At 57.7% G+C, this 20,027-nt stretch carries 18 protein-coding genes; 9 read left to right on the top strand and 9 right to left on the bottom strand.

All coding sequences use genetic code 11. The annotated features are described in order from the left end of the window. Positions 1-1,869, bottom strand: a complete 1,869-nt coding sequence (locus TBK1r_RS29835; protein ID WP_419580522.1) for a pentapeptide repeat-containing protein — start codon at positions 1,867-1,869, stop codon at positions 1-3. 269 nt (positions 1,870-2,138) lie between these two features. Here TBK1r_RS29835 and TBK1r_RS29830 point away from each other — a divergent pair, with 269 nt between their 5' ends. Both TBK1r_RS29830 and TBK1r_RS29825 read left to right on the top strand, forming a co-directional pair. Then, positions 2,139-2,606, top strand: coding sequence for a VOC family protein (locus TBK1r_RS29830; RefSeq protein ID WP_419580521.1), 468 nt, complete (start codon positions 2,139-2,141; stop codon positions 2,604-2,606). Beyond that, entirely contained in the window at positions 2,603-2,938 is a 336-nt protein-coding gene (locus TBK1r_RS29825) for a DUF1805 domain-containing protein (RefSeq protein WP_372897594.1), read from the top strand. The genes TBK1r_RS29830 and TBK1r_RS29825 overlap by 4 nt, the downstream gene beginning before the upstream one ends. A 67-nt stretch (positions 2,939-3,005) precedes the next feature. On the opposite strand, the gene TBK1r_RS29820 is transcribed toward TBK1r_RS29825, so the two are convergent. The 4 genes from TBK1r_RS29820 to TBK1r_RS29805 form a co-directional block, all read right to left on the bottom strand. Beyond that, entirely contained in the window at positions 3,006-4,292 is a 1,287-nt protein-coding gene (locus TBK1r_RS29820; protein WP_145218799.1) for an alpha/beta hydrolase family protein, read from the bottom strand. A gap of 199 nt (positions 4,293-4,491) precedes the next feature. Further along, complete coding sequence (locus tag TBK1r_RS29815; RefSeq protein WP_145218797.1) at positions 4,492-5,067, bottom strand: nitroreductase family protein; 576 nt, start codon at positions 5,065-5,067, stop codon at positions 4,492-4,494. Positions 5,068-5,073: 6 nt separating this feature from the next. After that, complete coding sequence (locus TBK1r_RS39205) at positions 5,074-5,457, bottom strand: hypothetical protein (protein ID WP_419580520.1); 384 nt, start codon at positions 5,455-5,457, stop codon at positions 5,074-5,076. Positions 5,458-5,831: 374 nt separating this feature from the next. Next, positions 5,832-6,440: a hypothetical protein gene (locus TBK1r_RS29805; protein WP_145218795.1), complete on the bottom strand. Its 609-nt coding sequence runs from the start codon at positions 6,438-6,440 to the stop codon at positions 5,832-5,834. Positions 6,441-6,807: 367 nt separating this feature from the next. On the opposite strand from TBK1r_RS29805, the gene TBK1r_RS29800 reads away from it, so the two are divergent. The 5 genes from TBK1r_RS29800 (at position 6,808) to TBK1r_RS29780 (ending at position 11,631) form a co-directional block, all read left to right on the top strand. After that, positions 6,808-7,386, top strand: a complete 579-nt coding sequence (locus TBK1r_RS29800) for a hypothetical protein (protein ID WP_145218793.1) — start codon at positions 6,808-6,810, stop codon at positions 7,384-7,386. A gap of 388 nt (positions 7,387-7,774) precedes the next feature. Next, positions 7,775-9,622, top strand: a complete 1,848-nt coding sequence (locus TBK1r_RS29795; RefSeq protein WP_145218791.1) for an OPT family oligopeptide transporter — start codon at positions 7,775-7,777, stop codon at positions 9,620-9,622. Continuing rightward, on the top strand, positions 9,622-10,182 hold the full coding sequence (locus TBK1r_RS29790) for a hypothetical protein (protein WP_419580519.1): 561 nt from the start codon (positions 9,622-9,624) through the stop codon (positions 10,180-10,182). The genes TBK1r_RS29795 and TBK1r_RS29790 overlap by 1 nt, the downstream gene beginning before the upstream one ends. A gap of 134 nt (positions 10,183-10,316) precedes the next feature. Next, on the top strand, positions 10,317-11,165 hold the full coding sequence (locus TBK1r_RS29785; RefSeq protein ID WP_145218788.1) for a hypothetical protein: 849 nt from the start codon (positions 10,317-10,319) through the stop codon (positions 11,163-11,165). 163 nt (positions 11,166-11,328) lie between these two features. Beyond that, positions 11,329-11,631: a hypothetical protein gene (locus TBK1r_RS29780; protein ID WP_145218786.1), complete on the top strand. Its 303-nt coding sequence runs from the start codon at positions 11,329-11,331 to the stop codon at positions 11,629-11,631. A gap of 55 nt (positions 11,632-11,686) precedes the next feature. Here the strand turns inward: TBK1r_RS29780 and TBK1r_RS29775 are convergent, their stop codons facing one another. Together TBK1r_RS29775 and TBK1r_RS29770 are read right to left on the bottom strand one after the other, a co-directional pair. Next, on the bottom strand, positions 11,687-12,385 hold the full coding sequence (locus tag TBK1r_RS29775; RefSeq protein WP_145218783.1) for a hypothetical protein: 699 nt from the start codon (positions 12,383-12,385) through the stop codon (positions 11,687-11,689). A gap of 526 nt (positions 12,386-12,911) precedes the next feature. Further along, positions 12,912-14,342 carry an outer membrane protein assembly factor BamB family protein gene (locus TBK1r_RS29770; RefSeq protein ID WP_419580518.1) on the bottom strand — a complete coding sequence of 477 codons (1,431 nt, stop codon included), beginning with the start codon at positions 14,340-14,342 and terminating at the stop codon, positions 12,912-12,914. A gap of 171 nt (positions 14,343-14,513) precedes the next feature. Between TBK1r_RS29770 and TBK1r_RS29765 the strand changes: the two genes are divergently transcribed. Beyond that, on the top strand, positions 14,514-15,800 hold the full coding sequence (locus TBK1r_RS29765) for a Gfo/Idh/MocA family protein (protein ID WP_145218779.1): 1,287 nt from the start codon (positions 14,514-14,516) through the stop codon (positions 15,798-15,800). 175 nt (positions 15,801-15,975) lie between these two features. On the opposite strand, the gene TBK1r_RS29760 is transcribed toward TBK1r_RS29765, so the two are convergent. Continuing rightward, complete coding sequence (locus TBK1r_RS29760) at positions 15,976-17,247, bottom strand: IS110 family RNA-guided transposase (RefSeq protein ID WP_145206998.1); 1,272 nt, start codon at positions 17,245-17,247, stop codon at positions 15,976-15,978. Positions 17,248-17,883: 636 nt separating this feature from the next. Between TBK1r_RS29760 and TBK1r_RS29755 the strand changes: the two genes are divergently transcribed. Next, the gene (locus tag TBK1r_RS29755; RefSeq protein ID WP_145218777.1) at positions 17,884-18,240 is read left to right on the top strand and encodes a hypothetical protein; all 357 of its coding nucleotides are present in this window, start codon (positions 17,884-17,886) and stop codon (positions 18,238-18,240) included. 589 nt (positions 18,241-18,829) lie between these two features. Here TBK1r_RS29755 and TBK1r_RS29750 read toward each other — a convergent pair. Then, positions 18,830-19,900: a hypothetical protein gene (locus TBK1r_RS29750; protein ID WP_145218775.1), complete on the bottom strand. Its 1,071-nt coding sequence runs from the start codon at positions 19,898-19,900 to the stop codon at positions 18,830-18,832. Between the last annotated feature and the right edge of the window lie 127 nt (positions 19,901-20,027).

Here is a 20,027-nt window from a genome sequence, read left to right as displayed (position 1 = left end):
TTAGTCATCCAAGATTGCGCCAGTGGCGACGAACTGTTTGCGTTGATCGGGATCAAACTTGGCGTCCCGCAGATCGACAAGATAAAAATCGACGCCGGAGATGTCTGCCCCCCGCAAATCCGAACCGCTCAGATTGGCTTTCCGAATCACCTCGGGGCTTTTGAAGTATTGCTCGTCAAAGTCGTCGGTGTAGAACCCGGTCCGTGTTCCGTGCGACGGATACGGGCTGCCGACCAATCCGCAGCGTGTGGATCCGAGATGGAACGTGCAGCCACGCAGATCGGCATCGCGAAGGTCACAGTCCTGCCAATTGATTTCCGCCAGCTTTGCGTTGACGAGTGTCGCGTCGTGAAAGTTGCATGCGGTCAACGTCGACGCCGTCATCGATGCGTAGGACAATCCGCAGTGCTGGAAACTGACATTCGCTGCCGTCACGGCGTCCAAGTTCACTTGCAAAAAATCCGAGCAATAAAAGCTTGCGTCATCGATCGTTGTGTTTTGAAAGTCCATCTTCAGAAACCGCGATTGAGAAAAATCCCCGCTGCGAACGTCCGCCCCGTCGATGGCAGCCTCCTCGAACAGGACGCCGTGCGCGCGGACACCGGTCAGATCGGCGTCGATCAAATCGCAATGACGGAAACAACGGCCAGACAAATTCGCATGAGACAGGTCCGCGTTGCGGAAACTGCCCGTGACGATATCGCGCACGGCGGGACGAACCTCTTCCGCTGCTTTCCGCTGACGATGTCTGTCTTCACCAGCCTCAACTCCCGTTGCCGCAGGATGATCCGGGTTGCGGGACGGTTGGCTAAGATCGGCATGACGCAGCACCGCACCGGAAAAGTCGACCGACCGCAGGCAAGCCCCGTCGAACCGGGCGCGCGTCAAGTTCGCGTTGCAAAACCTGGCACCATTTAGATCTGCCGAACGCAAATCAATCTCCGGCCAAACCGCATTGTCGAACCGACCTCCGCACAGACACAGCTGCTGGCCGGAGGGCTTCCATTGCGGATCGCAAAGACACAGCAACGTGGCGGACGTTGCCGCGGACGAAGACCGTCCGTCGGCAAAGGCCTTACTCAGATTGCCCTGGATTTGATCACTCTTGTCGATCAACTTCGCAATCGACTGCAATCGCTCCCACGGCCAGCGATACGACATCAATGTTTGTACATCCGCCACATCGGACGAACGCAAACGCCCGACAAAACGCTCATTCGTAAACGCCATCGCGACATCGGCTTGGCTGAGAATCTGGCCAACCGACTCGGGTAAGACATCGGCCAGCGGAAACATCCCGAATGCCTCGGCCGAGTGCATCAACATCATGTCCGCAAGTGCTCGGGAGCGAACCTGATCGCCGATCCTGCGGTGGACTTCGTCGACGACGATCGACTCGATCTCGCAAACGTTCGGATCGGCCGCCATCCGGTCCAGAATCAATCGCCAAACCGCGGGCGACCCTGATGCGTATCGCAGATTCGCATCGTTCAGTCGGCTCATCACGCTGCGACATCGGTCGGGGTGCACGGCCAACAGATACTCGATGAAATCGTCCCGCGACCATGCACAGAGCTTCAAGACCAGGTCACAGACAATCAGCTTGCTCGTCACCACAGTGACCACTGCATCGCCCAACTCGAACGGTTGCGATTCATCATCCAGATGCAACCGGTCCGCTGCCATTGGTTCGGGAAACGCCGCGGCGAGATGCTTCAATGCCCCCGTCCTTCCTTCACCCTCCAGTCGGACGCGAATCGGTTTTCCGCGTCCCAACAATCCTTCGATCTGATCGACCAACGGCGTGACGTCTCCGCTGATGGGCGACACCACACGCGGGGCGACGGGCGAGAGGACGGGCTGGATCATGGCACCTCCGGAGGACCAGTCATTGTCCGGACTCGGTTCCAGCAGAGCAAGGATTTTGCGGTGCCAACGGCAATTTTTCTTGTCACAAGTCCGATCGAAATTGGCAACGACCGTCTCTCGGTGTATCGACACGGCGGGAAGCCGCTCCCGGATCGTAGCCGCGGCCGGCATTCAAACCGAAACAATCCGGCACGGTTGAGCACACGGCCCCGCCGATGGTTTACAGTACCTAGTTCCACCTCTGCTCGGTTTTCAATTCTGCGCGATTCATGATGATCTCATCGACTCCAACGAATAACGCGGCGTCCGTGATCCGCGTCAAAGCGATTGACCACGTGACGATCGTCGTGGATGACCTGTCACGCAGTCGCGATTTCTATCGAGACCTGCTCGGGATGGTGGAAGTCGATCGGCCGGACTTCGGGTTTCCGGGGCACTGGCTGCAAGCCGGCGCCACCCAAGTCCATCTGATCGAAACCATGGAAGGCAGTTCCGAACCCGGTGGAGGCCTGGATCCGGATCAAGTCGCCTCCGGATTGACGCATCACTTTGCGTTCGAAGTCGACGACGCAGAGTTGGCACACCAAATCCTTCTCTCAGCCGGCGTGCGGATCCAAGGCGGTCCGCGAAAGCGTCCCGATGGATGCATGCAGCTCTGGTTCTACGATCCGGACGGACATTGTGTCGAGGTTTTCGATCGCACCGGCTCGACGCCCGATTCGAGGTCGCAGCGATGAACGATGAAACGCTTCCCCGATCAACGGCGCGCGAATTGACCTTCCGCAACGGTTCGGCGATCGGTATCAGCAATCGCTGGGAAAACGGCCAGTACTGTTCGATCCTCACGCGTCGAGGCATCGTCGGATGTGGCATCTACGACATGGTGACGCCCGCCGAGTTCAACCAAGCCATCGCCATCGCCAAGGGCACCCCGAGCGATCCCCTGGTCGAACCCGAAGACCTGTTCGATGCAAGAATCGTGGACGCGACGCCACAAGCCAAAGCGCTCGGAATTGAAATCGGAATGACCGGCCGCCAGGCGGTCGAAAAAATGCTCGCCGCGGAATGAACGTGGGGTCAAGTCTCGTGCTTGCCGCAGCAGAGAATCGCAAGCTGGAAGCGTACGCCACTTGGGATCAACGCTGCAGCACCTGGTCGAACAGTTGGTAGGCCCGTTGCCGGATTGTGTGCGGGAAGTCGTGGTCACAATCAGGATGCTCGACGCGGAGCCGATCGCGATGGCCCAGCAACGTGTAGACCGCGGCGGCCGCTTTGGCGATTCGGTCCACGCTGGCGGCCTGAAAGTTGCCGTCATGCAGTGGAGCGGAGATCAAAACATGTCGGGGAGCGAGTGCACCGATCATCTCATGAAAGTCGAAGGGGATCTGTTCCAGCCGACCACGATAATCGGCCAGCCGGGGCATGTAGCGGGTTTGACACCAACCCTGTTCGGGCAACCAACGCGCCTTATCGCCGCCGTAATAATCAAGGTACGAATCCAGACCGCAGCTTGAAACGATCACTTTGATGCGGTCGTCGAACACGGCGGTGTAGACAGCGTTGTGTCCGCCGAGTGAATGACCGATGCAACCGAATCCGCGGGCATCGACAAACGGCAGCGATTCCAACAAGTCCAATCCACGCATGTTGTCCCAGACCGCCTTCAACGTCCCGCTTTGCCACCCCAACGATCGGAGATCGGGTTGGTAGTTGGCCAGCAACGGATAGCTCGGCGCTAGCGTTACATACCCCCGCTCGGCCAACTCACTGGCATACTGGCGATTCGGTCTGGCGTCGCCGTCGATGACGACGCGGTGTCCGATCTGGTTGTCGGTCGGGTGCAAGCACAAGACGGCGGACGTTTTGCCGGCAGAGTTCTTGCGAACCGAGTCGGGAATCAACAGGTAGGCGGGGACCCGCGAGCCGGGCTCGGACTGGTACGTGATCAGTTGCTCCAAGTACCCCGGCCGCTGGACCGCTGAGACGACTTGCATGTCCAGCGCGCAGCGTTTCTCCGCACCCGGCAGTCGCCCCATCACCGATTGCATCCCCTCCACGATCGCTCGCCGCCGCTTGGACCAGTCGTCTGGGGTTTGGACGGGAACCGGATTGCCGTGCGGATCGCGATACAGCAATAAGTTTTCACGCGGCAACCTGGTTTGGCCCGCGTCGACCACCAGCGTGACGTTCAATGGCCGACCCACGTTCGACGCCGACGCCTGCCTTGCGCCAGGAACTTGAGACCGCGACAACGTCCACTCGCCGACACATTGCCGTATCGAAGTCGGATCAACGAGGGTGTAGCTCAGCCCGAATAGCAGCAAGCAGAGAAAGACGGTCCGCGGTTGCGTCGCTGCCGTCGCCAGACGCCGCAACGTCCACGCTTTGGCGGGCGTCGTAGGGTTTGTTGTCCGCTCGCTCATGTCAAACTCTCCCGGGTGCGCGTCAACGGTTTGTCGATCAATGCGATGATCCGGAGCCAACCTCCACGAGGAGTCCGCCCGGACGCTGGTGCGAACCGGCTGATGTCCAACGAATACCAGCCGTTGTCGCGAGCCTACGGGCCCCGACCCGAGCAAACGACGCGTCAGTTATCGGTATTGGGCTGAACCCGACAAACCGCTACGCCCAGGTGACCTTGGTCGTGATGTCTTCTCGTGCACTCGACGGCCAATCGCAGCTTGGATACCCCAAGTAGAATAACCCCAAGGCTCGGTCGTTGGGGGCCAGTCCGATGTAGTCGCGCATTTCATCGCTCATCGCAGCGACATTGGTCGACCAGAAACCGCCCACACCATGGGCGGTCGCGGTCAGGTGCATGTTCTGCACCGCGCACGCGACGGCCATGATCTCGTCCAACTCGGTGATCTTCCCGCTCTCTTGCCGTTTCATGCCGACCGCGATCACGGCCCCGACAAGCGTGGGGTTCACACAGAACTTGTCATACTTGGCCTGCTTGAAGGACTCCGGCGGCGTGATCGCCTTGTAGGTCGCGGCGAGGAAATCGGCCAATTCGTGTCGCGATTGCCCCTGGTAGACCTTGAACCGCCACGGCTGCGTCATGCCATGCGTCGGGGCCCAGTTCGCGTTTTGCAAAATCTCCTCGATGATGTCACGGTCGACCGGTCGATCAGACATCTGCCCCGGCTTGACCGTACGCCGGTTGCGAATCACTTCGGTAATCAAGGTGGGATCCATGCGGACTCATTCGGAAGCGTTTGGAGGGAGGTCTTGCGGCGATTCGTTCTGGCTGGCTTTCAGCGTTTCCGCTTTGCTCAGCTTTTCCGCCTTGCTCAGTTTTTCCGCCTTGCGTTGGGCACGCTTGGCGACATGGGCCGCCGCGATCTCTTCGATCGACATCACGACATCCGGACGTTCCTTGCCGAATTGCTTTGCATACTGGTTTTCGATGAATTGCGGCAGCGGCACCTTCCAAGGCTGGTCCGTGGTGTCGGCGTAAACGCCAAAACGCTTGGGACTGAGCCCCAATTCACGAGCCATTTGAATGTGGGCGTTGGACAATCGAAACTTCTTGCGGGCATCGATCCAAGGCAAGAACTTGTGGGGGATGCGTTGTTTTTTGGCCATGCAGACTTCGAGTGCGATCGTGCCGGTGACAGACCGTTTCGCCGAGATAGGGGGGGACGACGCCGCGAGGGGCGCCGCTGTGGTATCGATCCAGTGGTAATCGATACAGTGGCGATCTATCGTGACGAAAATCGGTCCCCAGCGGAAGCGTCCGCAGCGAAGAAAACGAAACAGGGCGGAAAAGACCGGTCAGCCTTTTCCGCCCCTGGTGGCGACGCAGTGAAGCTTTTTGAGCGGTAGGGCGCGAGCCCTACGGTTTTTCGGGAACGATGAGGGACCGGAGGGCTCGCGCCCTGCCGCTAACACCTCGTCAAACGCTGGGAATAAATGCTTCAAGCGTTGCCCTCGTGGCTCAATCGTGCGAAGCACTGCGACTACCAGCGAATCGTGAAGCGTGAGCTTCCGCCGCCGATCGTGATACCGCGACCGTAACCGTAGCCGCTCGAGCGCGAGCGATGGTCGTCCCAGGCCCTGGCCGGTGGGGCGGAGAAAACGGGCGGACGCGAAACCAACTCGCGGGAGTAGTGACGATCAGGCGTTCGCAGCGAACGGAGATCGTCTTGCAGGTGATGGATGTTGTCTTCGATCGCATGCAGCAATTGCTTCACATGCGAGGTTTCACCATGAATATGGCCATGACCGTGATAGGCCCGACGCTCCGCACGGTCGAACACCGATTCCAAGTGATGGAACTTCGCATCCAACTCCCGCAAATCCGACTCCAGGTGCGCCAGACTTCCATGGTCATGGGCGACGTCGTGCATATGATCAGCCAATCGACGCATGTCACGCGCGTCCTCGACCAGATGCCGGTACTCTGGCATATGGCGATAGTGCCGCACTTCCTTCTCGATCTGACGCGACTTTCGTTCGATGTCACTGGCCAAGTCGTCGATGTGCCGGTAGGTGTCGGCGAAAGCAGACGGGGAAACGAACGCGGCGAGCAATCCGAAAGTGGCAAACGTTTTTGAGAGAAGGGTCATTGAAGGGGGCTCCGTGAAAAGTGTCCAAACCAGCGGAACCAGTTTCCGCTGGAACGAGACAAACGCAGCCGGCGTGCCGAGAGCCGATCGAAAGGCCAAAAATGCATGCAAAACCGAGGTTTCACCCCATGTTTCACGGTGTTTCAAAAAAAATTGATTCGCCAAGAAAAACCCCGGGCCAGCCCAGGCGCAGTCCGACCGACAACACCTCGCCGATCACCGGATGACACCATTTTGACGTCACTCGTAGTCAACCGGACTCCTTTCGAGGGCGATCGCGGATTCCTGTAACACCGCCGCCGCTGTTTCGCTTGGAGTTCAGGACAGGGCGCCTGTCTTTCCGAACCCCGAACCACGAGCGGTGACCATGAAACCCTTTCTCTGCCTGTCGTTTGCTGTGATCCTGACCTGCCTCGGCTCAATGGCTCACGCCGAAGCCCCGCGGGGCGACTCCATCCAGCCGATCACCACGGTCAAGCCAGGCGTGATCGCCGCCGAGCCCACGATCTCCAGGACCGCATTCCTGGACATGATGTACGACTACGAAGTCTACTCGGCTCCGGATGTCACCGGGCAAACCGAATTTGTCATCGTCGGCCGCGACGCCGACACCGGCACCTGGGACTTCATTCACCGCTTTCAGTGGACCGGCAGCGTGGACCACGGTTCATGGTCGGACATGGGCGTTTGGAAATTCTCCAGCTGGTGGAGTGCCTACCATGCCGCCGAGAACCAAATCGAAGATGGCAAAATCACCGATTACGAAATCATCGAACAGGCCGTCCAGCCGCAGTGGACCTACGAGGCGACATTCGCCAAGCGTGCACAAGCGGAAGACTTTGCGGATGAAATCGAATACTGGTCCAACGAATTCGGCGTGCCCCACATCACCAAGATCGTGCCGATCCACACACTTACCTTCTCAACGTCACGAACACTCCGTTAGCCAAATCGGTCAGGTGCGTGAAGTTGTAGCTCATGGGAGAGATGATTGCCGGAAGAGTGGTCTGGGCGACGGGAACCGTAGTGCTGCAAGTCTACCGCAAAGCTGCCTTACTGCGCTATGCAATCTGGAGGGTGCCCCTGGCAATGAATCACGCCTGCACGGCAACGCTGTGAAGCATTCATTCCCTGCGTTCGACGAGGTGTTAGCGGCAGGGCGCAAGCCCTCCGGTCTCTCATCGTTCCCGATACACCGGAGGGCTCGCGCCCTACCGCTAAAAAATGCTTCACAGCGTTGCCTGCACGGGTTGATGACGGACGTAACTTGCGACACGAATCAGATTGCAATAGGCTGATGCCACTTCATGCCGCCCCAGGAGTTGTGCTGGCCGATGTCGGACTCTGATTCTCAACAAGACGCCCGGTCGATTCCCAGTGCGGAGGGGTCGATCCCGGTGCGCCACGGGCCGTACCCCGAGTTCACTTGGACCGCTGTTCTGGTCGGATGGGCGATCGGTGCGTTGATCGCGGTTTCGATCGGCTACGCCGCGCTGATCCTGGGGTTTGCAATCGAAGGATCCGAGTTGGCGGCGATTCTCGGCTGGGGCGTCTTGCGCGGCGTCATGCGGCGGACCAGCATCGTCGAAAACAACATCAACCAGACCATCGCGTCGGCGGTCAATGGCGCCTCCTCCGGCATCATGTTCTCCGTGCCGGCGTTGTTCATCCTCAGCCGCACCGAAGGCTTTGAGTCGGTCGCGAATTTCAACACGCCGCTGATGATCTTGGCCTGCATCACCGGTTGCGTGTTGGGATTGGCGTTTGTGATTCCGCTCCGCAAGCAGATGATCGACTTTGATCGCTTGGCGTATCCGGGCGGGATCGCCGTCGCCACGATTTTAAAATCACCGGGCGCGGGGGTTCGCAAAGCCGTGTTGCTGCTCGGCGGAGCGTTGCTCTCCGGCGTCGCCCATTTATTGGTCCTGGCCTTGATGGGCGAAGACCACGACTGGCACGCGGGCACACAATTCGGATTGCCGGCGATGTTGAACATCAGTTTCTATCTCTCCGTGATGACGATCGGCGTCGGATACCTTTCAGGAAAAGGCGGGTTCTGGTTCGGTTGCGGCGGGTTCATCTGCTACCTGTTGCTCTCGCCGCTGCTGAGCCAATTCGGCAGCGAAGGCGTTGCGGCGATGGTGTCCTCGCCCGATCAAATGCGTGGCGTCCTGTACAAGCCGTTGGGGATCGGCATGCTGATCGGTGCCGCGGTCGGCGGCATTGTTGCAGCGTTTCCGCTGATCGCCAGCGCGTTCAAGTCGATGCACGCGGCGGGTCAGCAGAAAGACTCGGGCGTAACCGCCTACAACGACGAGATGCCCATTCGGTTCTTGTACGCGGCGATCGGGATCGGGCTGTTGGTGATGGTGTTGATCGCCTTCACGTCGGTGCCCGAGATGACGCTCGGCCGGGCGGTTGCGATGGCGGTCCTGGGGACGCTTTGGGTCTGGGTCGCCGGCGTCGTCGTCGCCGAGTGCATCGGGCGGACCAACTGGTCGCCGTTGTCAGGCATGACGTTGATCGCCGTCACGATTTTGATCCTGGTTGCCAAGGGTGGACTCGATGCAGCCGCGACGGTGACCAGTTCGATGGTCGTCGGCGCAGCGATTTGTTTGGCGATCTCTCAGGCCAGCGACATGATGCTGGACTTGAAATCCGGATACCTGGTCGGCGCCATTCCCAGACGCCAACAGTATGCACAGTTCGTCGGTGCCTGGCTGGGGCCGGTGATCGTGATCTCCTTGATGTTCCTATTGAACAACCAGTACCAGATCGGGTCGGACAAGTTACCGGCGCCTCAGGCCCAGGCGTTGGCGTCGGTCACCGAAGGCATCTTGAACGACAACGTTCCAACCTATCGCTACACCGCCGGTGCGGGACTGGGGCTGTTGCTGGCGATCAGCGGACTCGGCGGTATCGGCGTGTTGATCGCGCTGGGGTTCTACATGCCGTTTCAGATCGCATTGACCTACACCATCGGCAACGTGTTGCGAATCGTCTCCGACAAATCGCTCGGCACCAAGTTCGGCCACGAGGTCGGGATTCCGATCGCGGCGGGACTGATCGTCGGTGAAGCCCTGGTGGGAGTCGGCAATGCGCTCTACCAAGTCTTCTTTGCCGCCCCCGAAGTCGCCGACGCGGCGATGATCGGTTGCCAACAACTTTCCAGGTGGATGTGATGGCGATGCGTGCACTCGGACAGATTCTGATGTGGTTGGGCTTCCTGGGCGGTTCGTTCGCTGCGGTTTCACAACTGGAGGTACAGGACAACAAATGGGCAACGGTCCCCTGGCTTTGGTATGCAGCGGCGATGGCCGTCGGGATCGTTGGCATCGTGTTGTTGCGGCGTGCAAAACGCGAAGACCATCACGATCACGACAAGACGGATGCCGAGTACTCGGTCATCACGAGCAGTCTGGCCGAACTCTCCAGCGCCGTGGAAACACTCTGCCAAAACACCCAGCACCCGCCCGCGGACACACTCAAGTTCATCGACGACCGCTGCGCCGAGCCACTGGCTGATTTCGCCGATTCGCGTCAGGCTCTCGTCAAACGATTTGGGATGACCGTCTATGCCGACGTGATGACCGAGTTCGCGTCAGCCGAACGCTACGTCAATCGATCCTGGTCGGCAGCTGCCGACGGCTACGTCGACGAAGTCGACACGAGTCTCCGACGCGCTCACCAACACCTCGCCAACGCCAGAGAATTGATCTCCAAGGCCGAGCAAAACGCGTGACGACGTTTCTACGCGTGGGGTGATCGCCGAGGAACGGTAAGAAGATTGAAGGGTAAAAAAATTGACGAAACGCTTGCACCGCCACCGGATTAAATTTTCCTACCTCCAAAATCTTCCTACCCCCCTTCTTCATCATGAATCGACGAATCCCTTGGCTTGTTGCTGTCGTTCTCTTCGCTGGTGGATCAGCGGTCTTGCGGTCCGAAGAAACCGCCGAAGACCGCAATCGCAAGACGACCAGCCACTGGATCGGGGTTGCGGAGGAGGTCGCCAAACGGCAGCGTCTCTTGGACCCCAACTCGCCCAAAGAGCCGTTCAAGCTTCACGAACAAGCGATCTTTCGCCATACCCAATCGGTACGCGGCGACGATATCGGAGCGGTCTATCTGTGGACGCCTTCCTCATCAGATCGCCCCGCCGCGGTCGGTGTCTTCTTTGCCTGGTCTCAGGGCCGAATGCGAAACGTGATGGAAGAGTTTCATTCGTTCCACAACGGGCCGATCCGACGCGAAGCCGACGGGCACCCGACCTGGAACTGTCCTGATGCCGGACTGCAATGGAACCGTTCGGACAACCTTCCCGCCCCCGCGTCGGACCTTCGACGGATGAAGCTTCAAGCCAGACAGTTCCCCCGCGGATTGAGCGTCAAGACGACGACGTCGGAAGGCCAGAGCTGGGAATTACGATCGGTGCCGAAGCCGTTTTACGAATACACCGACGCCGACGCGGAGATCGATTACGGAGCGATCTTCGGTTTCTGTCAGGGAACCGATACGGAACTGCTGGTCGCGATCGAAGCACGTTCAACGGACGACCAGCCTGCTTGGTTCTACGCGCTCGCACCGTTCAGCGATTATCAAATTTCGGTCGATCTACCCGACGGCACAACATGGACTTCCCCAGACGGCGATTCGGGCCAGAACGGGAAACCGCATTACTGGGGACCGGTGGAAAGTCGCCCCAAACCCGACTTCGAACGCTAGGGGCGACAGAGGTCGAGAGATGGCAGAAAAATCGGATTCAGCAATCATCGGTGCCCAGCCCTCAGGGACCGTCCAGCTTGGGAAGTCACCCTCCTGGCAGGAGGGTCGAGCGGAGATTGAACGTTCAATCGCGGTGTCCACCCGTGGAGCGTTGTGAGCGTTGATGAACCGCACCAACCAACATCAACTTGTGCCGGGAATTTCCGTCACCGCATCGGGACAAGCGAGCGTTGATCCCTCCGTCGCAGACGTGCTGTTCGACTTGGCGCTCGAGCTAGAAGAACGGACGAATCTGCCCGTCGATGTGGAGCATGTATTGGCCGCAATCGTGCTCGCTGCCCGGAACGGACAGCTTGATCGGAACACGCCACTGTCGTCCGATGATCCGGCGCTCGTCGACACCTTGGCGGCCCATGTGAAAACGATCTTCGCAGACTACGGCGGCAATGTTGGCACGGACGATTGAACGGTTTTAATCGCCGCTCGTCACCGACACGAATCAATCATTCCAGGAGTTGCCGTTAGGGGGTCGGCAGCTCGGCGACGTTCACGACTTCAGGGGCGCTGACTTTTTCAGTGGCGCTGACTTTGTCACTGGCGCTGACTTTGCCCGCGATCTGGTCTTCGATTTGGCGGAACACCTTGGGAAGTTCAGCCGACAGCAATCGTTTGAGTAGCGGTAGATTGGAATTCAGTCCGCTACGCAGCCCATTGGCAACGTTGCTGTTGTTCATGCCGATTCCTTGAGCTTGGACCCAACGCGGTGCGCCGATTTGCAGGTTGTCGGAATCCAGCTTCAGTTTGGAATCGACCAAGGTGAGTTCAGCGTCCTTGTTTCGCTTGACTTCAAACTCGACCACGAGATCGCGCAGGGTACCGAGTTTCATTTCAATCGGTCCACAGGATGCGTGCTGGCGTGAGCCCTGGACGTTTGTGCGATTGATCATGAGTTTGACGTCACTCAATCGGACTTGAACGATGGTTTGCACGGACGCGTCATCGAGAACCTCGACGCTTTTCAGTTTTCCGCCGTACTTGATCTCTTTAAATTGGACCCTGAATGCCCGACCCATCACGTGCGTGGTGTGGTTGATATCCGCCACGCTGCCGGAGACGGTGTTCGCCACGGGATCGGGGTCGGCGTGCAAAGTAGACGCGGAGGTGGTCACCGCAAGGACAGCCAACAGAAGGCGAAGAATCCGTATCGCATCGTCTTTCACTGTTCTCTCCCAAAAATTGAGCGGCCGTCTGGTTGGCCCCGATTGACCGGCATTGCGCAACAGAGACTAGGGGTGTTCCCGCTGCCCCACAATGGCAGGCTCGGCAAGAGAGTGGGCGTGACGGACTGCTGCGCCCGTTCGGCACCCTAAGCACGCAGCGAGGGCATTCATCGGCACCTTGATCCTCGGACGGGCCAAGATCGCCGAAATATGACGAGGCAAGCACGGCAAACCAAGTAAGCCTGAGGCCGATCCTTTGACCGTAGTTCTCGACCCGTTCCACAATGCACAAAACCTTACCGACGGGATGCGAGAACTGCCGGCAGGTTAACGCCATTCCGTTCTACGCGCCGGACTGACAATTCGATTCTCTGTTGAACCAGCACAGTCGGTTCACGGAGTCTTTGCACCGGCAGTCGCCTTCAAGGGATTGCCGTGATGAAGTTGTTGGCTCAACGCTTGCGCGATTATCTTCTCCGTCGCGAGAAGCGTCGCTCCCATCTGGCGAAATCGGTTGGCGCGTTTCTTATTGCGCTACGAAGCACCAAAGTGCCTCATCCGTGCGAATCAGAACTTCACCGCCCGCCACGACCACCGACGCGTTGGTTGATTCTTTCAGTTCGTTCTCCGCGATTCGCTTTAATGCTTCACGATCGGGGCGAAAGACGATCGTTGTGCCAGACTTGTCCAGCAAGTACATCAACCCATCGGCGGTTTGCGTGATGGTGGACCAAGTGCCCCCTCCACCGCTCCGGCTCTTCCATTGCGTTTCACCTGTCTCAACGTCGATGCAATAGATCACACCGCCCGTATCACAAATGTAGATCGTACGCTCGTGAGCCACTCCGGTGCCCAGCCAGCCAATGTCATTGGGCTTATGCCACAGCCGATGGGTCTCAGTCACGTCACCGCGTCCACCTGCACGAACGGCAAGCGAAGCGCCGCGGTAACCACCCAGGGCGACGATCACGCCATCGGATTCCATCAGAGACGCATAGGCAAGCGGAGCACCACCGCCACATGTCCAAAGTCGCTCACCAGTGGACGGATCAAATGCGCTCACTCGACGAGGCAAAGCGACAACCAATTCGGAATGACCGTCGACCTGCACAATGATCGGCGTGTTCCATGAACCGCGAAGTCGCTCGCTGCGTTGCTTGGTGCTACCGAACTCGTCGGCGCTGCCGTCGTTCTCGGGGCCGCTGAGTTCGCGTTCCGCCTTGTCGTCCATAGAGTCGACTTTCCAGCGGGTCTCGCCAGTTTTCTTATCGACAGCAATCAAAAACTCACGGTTGCCGGGTCCAAAGTTCAAAATGCAAAGATCTTCGTGCATGATCGGCGATGAACCGTAACCCCACATGTGTTCCTGCCGGCCAAGATCGCGACGCCACAACTCGTTGCCATCAATGTCCCAGCAAACCAGCCCGGCTAACCCAAACCAGGCGATCACTCGTTGTCCGTCGGTGACGGGCGATGCAGAACAGTACGGGTTCGTCTTGTGGGTCGACTCCTCCTCGGTAGAGACGACGCCACTGCGCCAGCGCTCTTGCCCGGTTTTGCGATCCACACAAATCAATCCCCGTTCGTTCGACTCCGAGAGCGGTTGCGTCAAAAAGATCCGGTCGCCCCACACCACTGGCGTCGAGTTGCCTGGTTCCGGTAAGTCGATCCGCCAGTTGACGTTCTGATCCCGACCCCATTGAGTCAGAGCAGCATCGGCGGAGGTCTTTCCAGAGCCGTTTGGACCTCGCCATTGCGGCCAATTCGGACCGTCAGCGAGGCTGGTAGACGCCATCACGCAACAACAGGCCGCAAAGGTACGAGCCATTCGAGTGAGCATGGGATTCCCTGTCTTGTCTTTTGATTTCGTATAAGCCTGACCCTCTCGAATGCGGCTGATTTTCTCGAAGATCAACAACTCGCACTGCACTCCAGCCGCCTCGGGTCGAATGGTCATGATAACGGTGCGTTGACGCAAGTGCATCAAAGATAACTTCACCGATGTCCGATTCCAACCGTTTGCGGCCGATGCCTCAACACGAGTCCTAAGCCGCGGGCACGCGGCGTTGGGTTATACTTCTGGCTGTCAATTCAGTTTGCACTTGGAGTATCCGCTGTGTCTACACCGATGTCTCGCTCTAACAGGCGATCGTTCTTACAAACGACCACCGCCGTCTTTCCAACGATCATCGCATCGACCGCCATCGGCAAGGATGGTCGCGCTCCGGCTGGGGAACGAATTTCCGTGGGTGTCATCGGCACCGGCAAGATGTGCCACGGTTATCACCTCAATGCCCTACTGAAGTACGCTGATGTGCAGTTTGCGGCAATCTGTGAAGTCGACAAAAATCGCCGTGAATCCGCTAAACGCAAAATCCAGGCGACGTACTCAGGCAAGTCCGACTACAAAATCCCAAACGAGTACACCGACTTTCGCGAGATCATTCACCGCGACGATATTGATGCCGTTCTGATCGCCACGCCCGACCACTGGCATGCCATTCCAGTCATCGAAGCCTGTAAAGCTGGCAAAGATGTGTACTGCGAAAAACCCTTGACGCTCACCATCCTGGAAGCGCAACGCTGCATCCAGGCGGCGCGAAAGCACAAGTGCGTCGTGCAAACCGGAAGCCAACAACGCAGTAGTGTCTTCGGGCCGTTTCGTATAGCTTGTGAGTTGATTCGCAGCGGACGAATCGGCAAGATCAAATCGGTGACGGTTGGTGTGGGTGGACCAAGCAAATGGTGTGACTTGCCGGCAGAGGACTTGGAATCAGGGCTCCAGTGGGACATGTGGCTGGGACAAGCACCCGAGCGACCGTACAACTCAATTCTCAGTGCCCGCGACGGCGTTTCCAAACCGTGGCCGCAGTGGCGGGCTTATCGCGAGTATTCCGGCGGCGGTCACACCGACATGGGCGCTCATCATTACGATATCGCGCAGTGGGCTCTCGGCATGGACGAATCGGGACCGGTCGAAATCATTCCTCCGGATGATCCTTCCACAGGGACCGGCGTGAGGTATATCTACGCCAATGGCGTCGAAATGATTCACGGTGGCCCGAGCGGTTGCACGTTCACCGGCACAGAGGGAACGTTGCGAATCGATCGCGGTCATCTGAGTGCGGATCCGGCTGATGCGATCAAGGAAAAACTCGCGGACCATGAAGTGCACTTGTACGAGTCGAACGATCATCATCGCAATTGGCTCGATTGCATTCGAGAACGAAAGCGCCCCGTCGCCGACGTGGAGATCGGCGCACGAAGCGTGACCGTTGTCCACTTGGGAAATCTGGCGTATTGGCACGGACAGACGTTGAACTGGGATCCAAAGAATTGGAAATTCGCCGATGCCGAGGCGAACAAGTGGCTTGATGGACCGCGCCGCGATCCATGGCAACTGCCCTCGGTGTAAACGGTTCAAAGAAATCACTCAACCAGCCGTTACCTGCGCTGTCGACGCAACTGCAAATATTCTGACTCTAACGTTTTCGATGTCGTAGATTTCAAATCCCTTCACCCTGCCGTGTGCGGGAGGCTCGAGCGTAGCGAGACATCTGAGCTCTGAGCAAGTGGCTTGTTTTCGGATTTCAGGAATTTTCGAGGTAGGGGACGATACCGGGTAATCGGCGTTTGAGAGTTTCAATGTATCGACCACAGTCGAACGGGATGCGGGTCTGCCAGACGCGGTAGAGAATCCGGATCCAACTACGTGCGAGCTTGCGTAGCACCGCGTGGTGTTTCATTCCTTGGGCTCGTAACATTTGGTAGCGAGCTTTGGTCCACGGACACCATGTCCGGGCTGCGGCTGCAAACTCATGAAAGGTTTGGCGAAGGTATTTCGGGCAGGCATAGCGCCGTTGAACATGACGCTGCTTTCCGCTTTGACGCGTGATGGGTGCGATTCCGCTAAAGGAAGCCAGTTCATCGGCATCGGACCAGCGATCACGCTGCGAACCGAACGCACACAGAAGTCGAGGCGCAAGTGCTGGGCCGGCTCCTCGGAGCGAGGAGAACAGGTGGGCATCGCCGTGAGCCTTGAACGACTCGCTAATCTGTTGGTCGAACTGCTCAATCGTTTTGATGGATCCTTCGATTTGCTGAGCCAAATGCTTAACCGTCATGGACATGGGAGTGATCAGGGCAGAGTCATCGCAGAGCAACGGCGAGCTACGAATGGCATCGAGGGCTTCTTTTTGCCGCTCCTCATTTCGGACTCCGTGTTCTCGCAGAACCCGAACAATCAACCGACGATCAGCACGACGGAGTTGCCTGGGATCAGGCCACCGCTTGAGTACAGCCAGTAGCAAATCCAGCTGGTGGGATTTGCCGAACAGCTCCAAAACTACAGGAAAATACTGTTTAAGTACGCTGATAAGCTGCTGACGCAGTTTTGTTTGGCTGCCTACGATGAAGCGTCTTTGCTCGCAAAGCCGGTTCAGCAATCGCGTCTGCTCATCATCAGGCAGCCATGCCTTAAGGGTCTCGATTCGTTCGCGAAGAAGCCTGGCCAGATACATCGCGTCGGTAGGATCACTTTTGCCATCGCCACCCGGATAGCTTTCTCGATAGCGAGAGAGTTGTTTAGGGTTAATCGGGTAGAGAACGATGTTCTGACGGAACATCAAGGCATGGATCAGGGGGCCCTTGGACTGTTCGAGCATGATCGCGATTTTCCCGCCCTTGGCTTTCTCAGTCATCTTGGCGATCCATTGGTTGATCGCTTCGGGGGTGTGGGGCAGTTCCATCGCCGATTCTCTGCCTTGAGAATCAATGATGTGGCAGTCATGTTTCTGATCAGCCCAATCGATTCCAACAAAAAGCGCGATGGATTGGTTGAGTGTGGGTGAATTGTCGTTCATGCTGTAGTCTCACCGAGTTGAAAGGCTTGTGTGATTGGTAGTCCAGCCTCACCCACTTCGGAAACCTTATAGAGAGCCCGCTAAGCTACATCTGAGTGATCCGTTTTGGGATGAAGCGAGCGGTGTGCTCGGAAGTCTCGCTAAGCCGTCATGCGGCTGGGGAGGGGATCCGTAGCACTCCGCTGGCTACCGCTTCAAATAATAATCAGCGCGGCGTTGAGAATCCGCCATGCCAAAGCTGCGCTGCGGAAAGGGCTGCGCGATGGCAAGGACGCTCAACGCCGAACACTGAGGAGATGCTATAAGGGGAGGGTTTCCGTAGTCGATGCCCCATCAATGCCAAAACCTTGCCGCCCTCAGCGGAAACTGGCTCGCTTCAGCGCCCTGATCGGTCGGTTTTCCTGCCCCGAGCTATCTGAAGAATGACACATGGGTCGGAGAATTTATGATCTTTCGCATCAGAGAGAAGTTGTGGTCGTGGACAGACAGCTACGGCGTAGAAATTGATGACGGAGAAGTTGAAGTTGCGGTGCTTTGCGCTTGCATAGTGATCGACCAAGTTCTGCATGATGAATCGAGTAGAAGTGACTAACGGGTCATTGACCATTGCCCATCCGTGATAAAGGAGAGACTTTCATGTTGTGGGAACTGTATCAACAATCGAAGATTCGCGACGCCGGCGCAACGGCAACCCGGGCGGAATCGAAATCAAACAACATGAGCTACGAGGTCGCTCGCCTGGAGGACAAGATCGAGTCTTTGGCCCTGACGTGCCAAGCGCTCTGGGAAGTCGCTCGTGACCATTCAGGGCTCAGCGACGAGGAGTTGTTGGCCAAAGTGAGTGAGATCGACTTGCGTGATGGAGTGGCCGACGGAAAGATGGGAAGCGGTACGGGGTCGTGCAGCAAGTGCGGACGCACGATTAGCAAGCGACGCATGAGCTGTATGTACTGTGGCGAGCAGATCGTCAAACAGCACACCTTTCAGCCGTGATTTTCCGGAGGGCCGGCTGGTTCCCACAATTCGATCCGGCCCCTCAAGGAAACATACGACCCAAGCTGCACGAGGCCGATCCGGTTCGATCATGGTACCGATATAGATTCGATAATTCGGGGCACGTTCGCCAGATTCTCGTCCCGTATTTCTGGAAGACCGCGGCGAAGCAATTTCCCGAACTCGCGCCTGGCAATGCGACCTCGTGCACGAAGAAATCCGTTCAACTGCTGGCGGTGAATCTGACCTCTGCGCTGAAGCAGACTTGGTTTGACACAGCGGGCGATGCAACCGAAGGCACAAACGTTTTCGGCTTGGCGCTAGAGGTCTTCGGGAGCTCGGCAACTTGGATGAGGATAAATCACAACGCGGTCATGGCGGAGGGAGTGGCGTTAATACAATCCGAAATCGGTCGTTTCGCGCTGTGTCTGGTCTGCAATCTGAGGACGATTGCGAAGGAGGCCATTTGCAGTTCTGGTCGAAGGTCGTCCAACAAGCCTTGACCGAAATCGTTACTTGGAACACTGTGAAAAAACATGATTACAAGCATCCCTAGTTGAGTTGAATCCCGTATTCACTAGAGACGTTTTCATCGTCGCAATAACCAAGCACCGCCGGAACCGCCGCCAACGACGCCTCCGGTAGCGTTGAGTCCCTCCGCCGCAGTGTAGGTCCAACTCGCGTCAAAGTAGCTCCCCATTAGATCCTGATGCTTGTTCTGAAGGTTCCACTGTGTTGCACCCAAGTTGTCTGAGTACCACACCTTCCCCGATTGACCGATGACGTCCGTCGCGTTTAGATCGTAGCCGACATCGAATTTATTCCTTCTACCACTGGGAAGACGAACGAACGAACCGTCACGGATGACGAACGCTGTGTGGACCCATTCTCCCTTGCTCCACTCTTTGATCCCTCCAGTCACGTCACCAGTATTGGTAATGGCATATGCTTCGGCTGTAACCCCCGCGACGAGTACCGTTGATCCGATCACTGTGAAAGTGCCATCGTCTTTGGAAAGCAGATCCCAAACCGTAGCCACGTGCCCGAACTCAGCATCGGCTGATCGACCGACAGCCCGATTGATTCCCGCTCCCATGGATGCGACGTCGTGAGCGCCTCCTGCATCAAGGAGTATCGGGCCGAAAACGAGTCCCTCTGTGACACGCCAGGCCGCAGCCCAAATTTCATTTCCTGAGGAGGCAGGGCCCCAAATTTCCCCTACCACAATGCCATCTCGACTAATCCCGTTCGCGGTCCCCGAATCGAACCCGGTCGGCAACGGCAGTTCGACAGGATTGGCAATTGCGTTTGACCAATACCGAGGACCGTTCGGGCCCCACCCGACGATTTCGTCATATTCATTGATCGACAGGGCCTCTCCGTATGCTCCAACGAGCGGGATGAAAGCCGGTACAGTTTCAGAGCTGTCCCATATTCCAGGCATGTCGTCCACTGTTCCGACCACAATTCCAGAGTCGCTGATTGCATAGGCCGAACTTACAGTGCCGCCTGCAGGCTGGAGTTCCACAAGCTGAAAACTACTGCCGCCACCGCCACCACCTGGCGGCTTCACCGGTTTCTTGGCTTCGGCAATCGAGAAACAGAAAAGGCATGCCGCCACGACGGCGGCGGGAATGATCGTGCGAGTTGATAATCTCATGACATGTGTCCTCCGGATTCGTTGTGTGTAGACCACGACCAGTTAAGAGCTATCGTTGCCAGGACAAGTCCTGGCTACATTGAGTTGTGCTCCTACCTATCAATGCGCCGTCGAGCCGGAGGGCTGT

The sequence above is a fragment of the Stieleria magnilauensis genome, from assembly GCA_007753675.1.
Lineage (GTDB): Bacteria > Planctomycetota > Planctomycetia > Pirellulales > Pirellulaceae > Stieleria > Stieleria magnilauensis.
This window is presented reverse-complemented; position numbering and strand designations above follow the sequence as displayed.

Excerpts from the sequence above, each read along its gene's own strand:
- TBK1r_RS29835 (WP_419580522.1), bottom strand. The coding sequence starts at position 1,869 with ATGATCCAGCCCGTCCTCTCGCCCGTCGCCCCGCGTGTGGTGTCGCCC.
- TBK1r_RS29830 (WP_419580521.1), top strand. The coding sequence starts at position 2,139 with ATGATGATCTCATCGACTCCAACGAATAACGCGGCGTCCGTGATCCGC.
- TBK1r_RS29825 (WP_372897594.1), top strand. The coding sequence starts at position 2,603 with ATGAACGATGAAACGCTTCCCCGATCAACGGCGCGCGAATTGACCTTC.
- TBK1r_RS29820 (WP_145218799.1), bottom strand. The coding sequence starts at position 4,292 with ATGAGCGAGCGGACAACAAACCCTACGACGCCCGCCAAAGCGTGGACG.
- TBK1r_RS29815 (WP_145218797.1), bottom strand. The coding sequence starts at position 5,067 with ATGGATCCCACCTTGATTACCGAAGTGATTCGCAACCGGCGTACGGTC.
- TBK1r_RS39205 (WP_419580520.1), bottom strand. The coding sequence starts at position 5,457 with ATGGCCAAAAAACAACGCATCCCCCACAAGTTCTTGCCTTGGATCGAT.
- TBK1r_RS29805 (WP_145218795.1), bottom strand. The coding sequence starts at position 6,440 with ATGACCCTTCTCTCAAAAACGTTTGCCACTTTCGGATTGCTCGCCGCG.
- TBK1r_RS29800 (WP_145218793.1), top strand. The coding sequence starts at position 6,808 with ATGAAACCCTTTCTCTGCCTGTCGTTTGCTGTGATCCTGACCTGCCTC.
- TBK1r_RS29795 (WP_145218791.1), top strand. The coding sequence starts at position 7,775 with ATGTCGGACTCTGATTCTCAACAAGACGCCCGGTCGATTCCCAGTGCG.
- TBK1r_RS29790 (WP_419580519.1), top strand. The coding sequence starts at position 9,622 with ATGGCGATGCGTGCACTCGGACAGATTCTGATGTGGTTGGGCTTCCTG.
- TBK1r_RS29785 (WP_145218788.1), top strand. The coding sequence starts at position 10,317 with ATGAATCGACGAATCCCTTGGCTTGTTGCTGTCGTTCTCTTCGCTGGT.
- TBK1r_RS29780 (WP_145218786.1), top strand. The coding sequence starts at position 11,329 with ATGAACCGCACCAACCAACATCAACTTGTGCCGGGAATTTCCGTCACC.
- TBK1r_RS29770 (WP_419580518.1), bottom strand. The coding sequence starts at position 14,342 with ATGACCATTCGACCCGAGGCGGCTGGAGTGCAGTGCGAGTTGTTGATC.
- TBK1r_RS29765 (WP_145218779.1), top strand. The coding sequence starts at position 14,514 with ATGTCTCGCTCTAACAGGCGATCGTTCTTACAAACGACCACCGCCGTC.
- TBK1r_RS29760 (WP_145206998.1), bottom strand. The coding sequence starts at position 17,247 with ATGAACGACAATTCACCCACACTCAACCAATCCATCGCGCTTTTTGTT.
- TBK1r_RS29755 (WP_145218777.1), top strand. The coding sequence starts at position 17,884 with ATGTTGTGGGAACTGTATCAACAATCGAAGATTCGCGACGCCGGCGCA.
- TBK1r_RS29750 (WP_145218775.1), bottom strand. The coding sequence starts at position 19,900 with ATGAGATTATCAACTCGCACGATCATTCCCGCCGCCGTCGTGGCGGCA.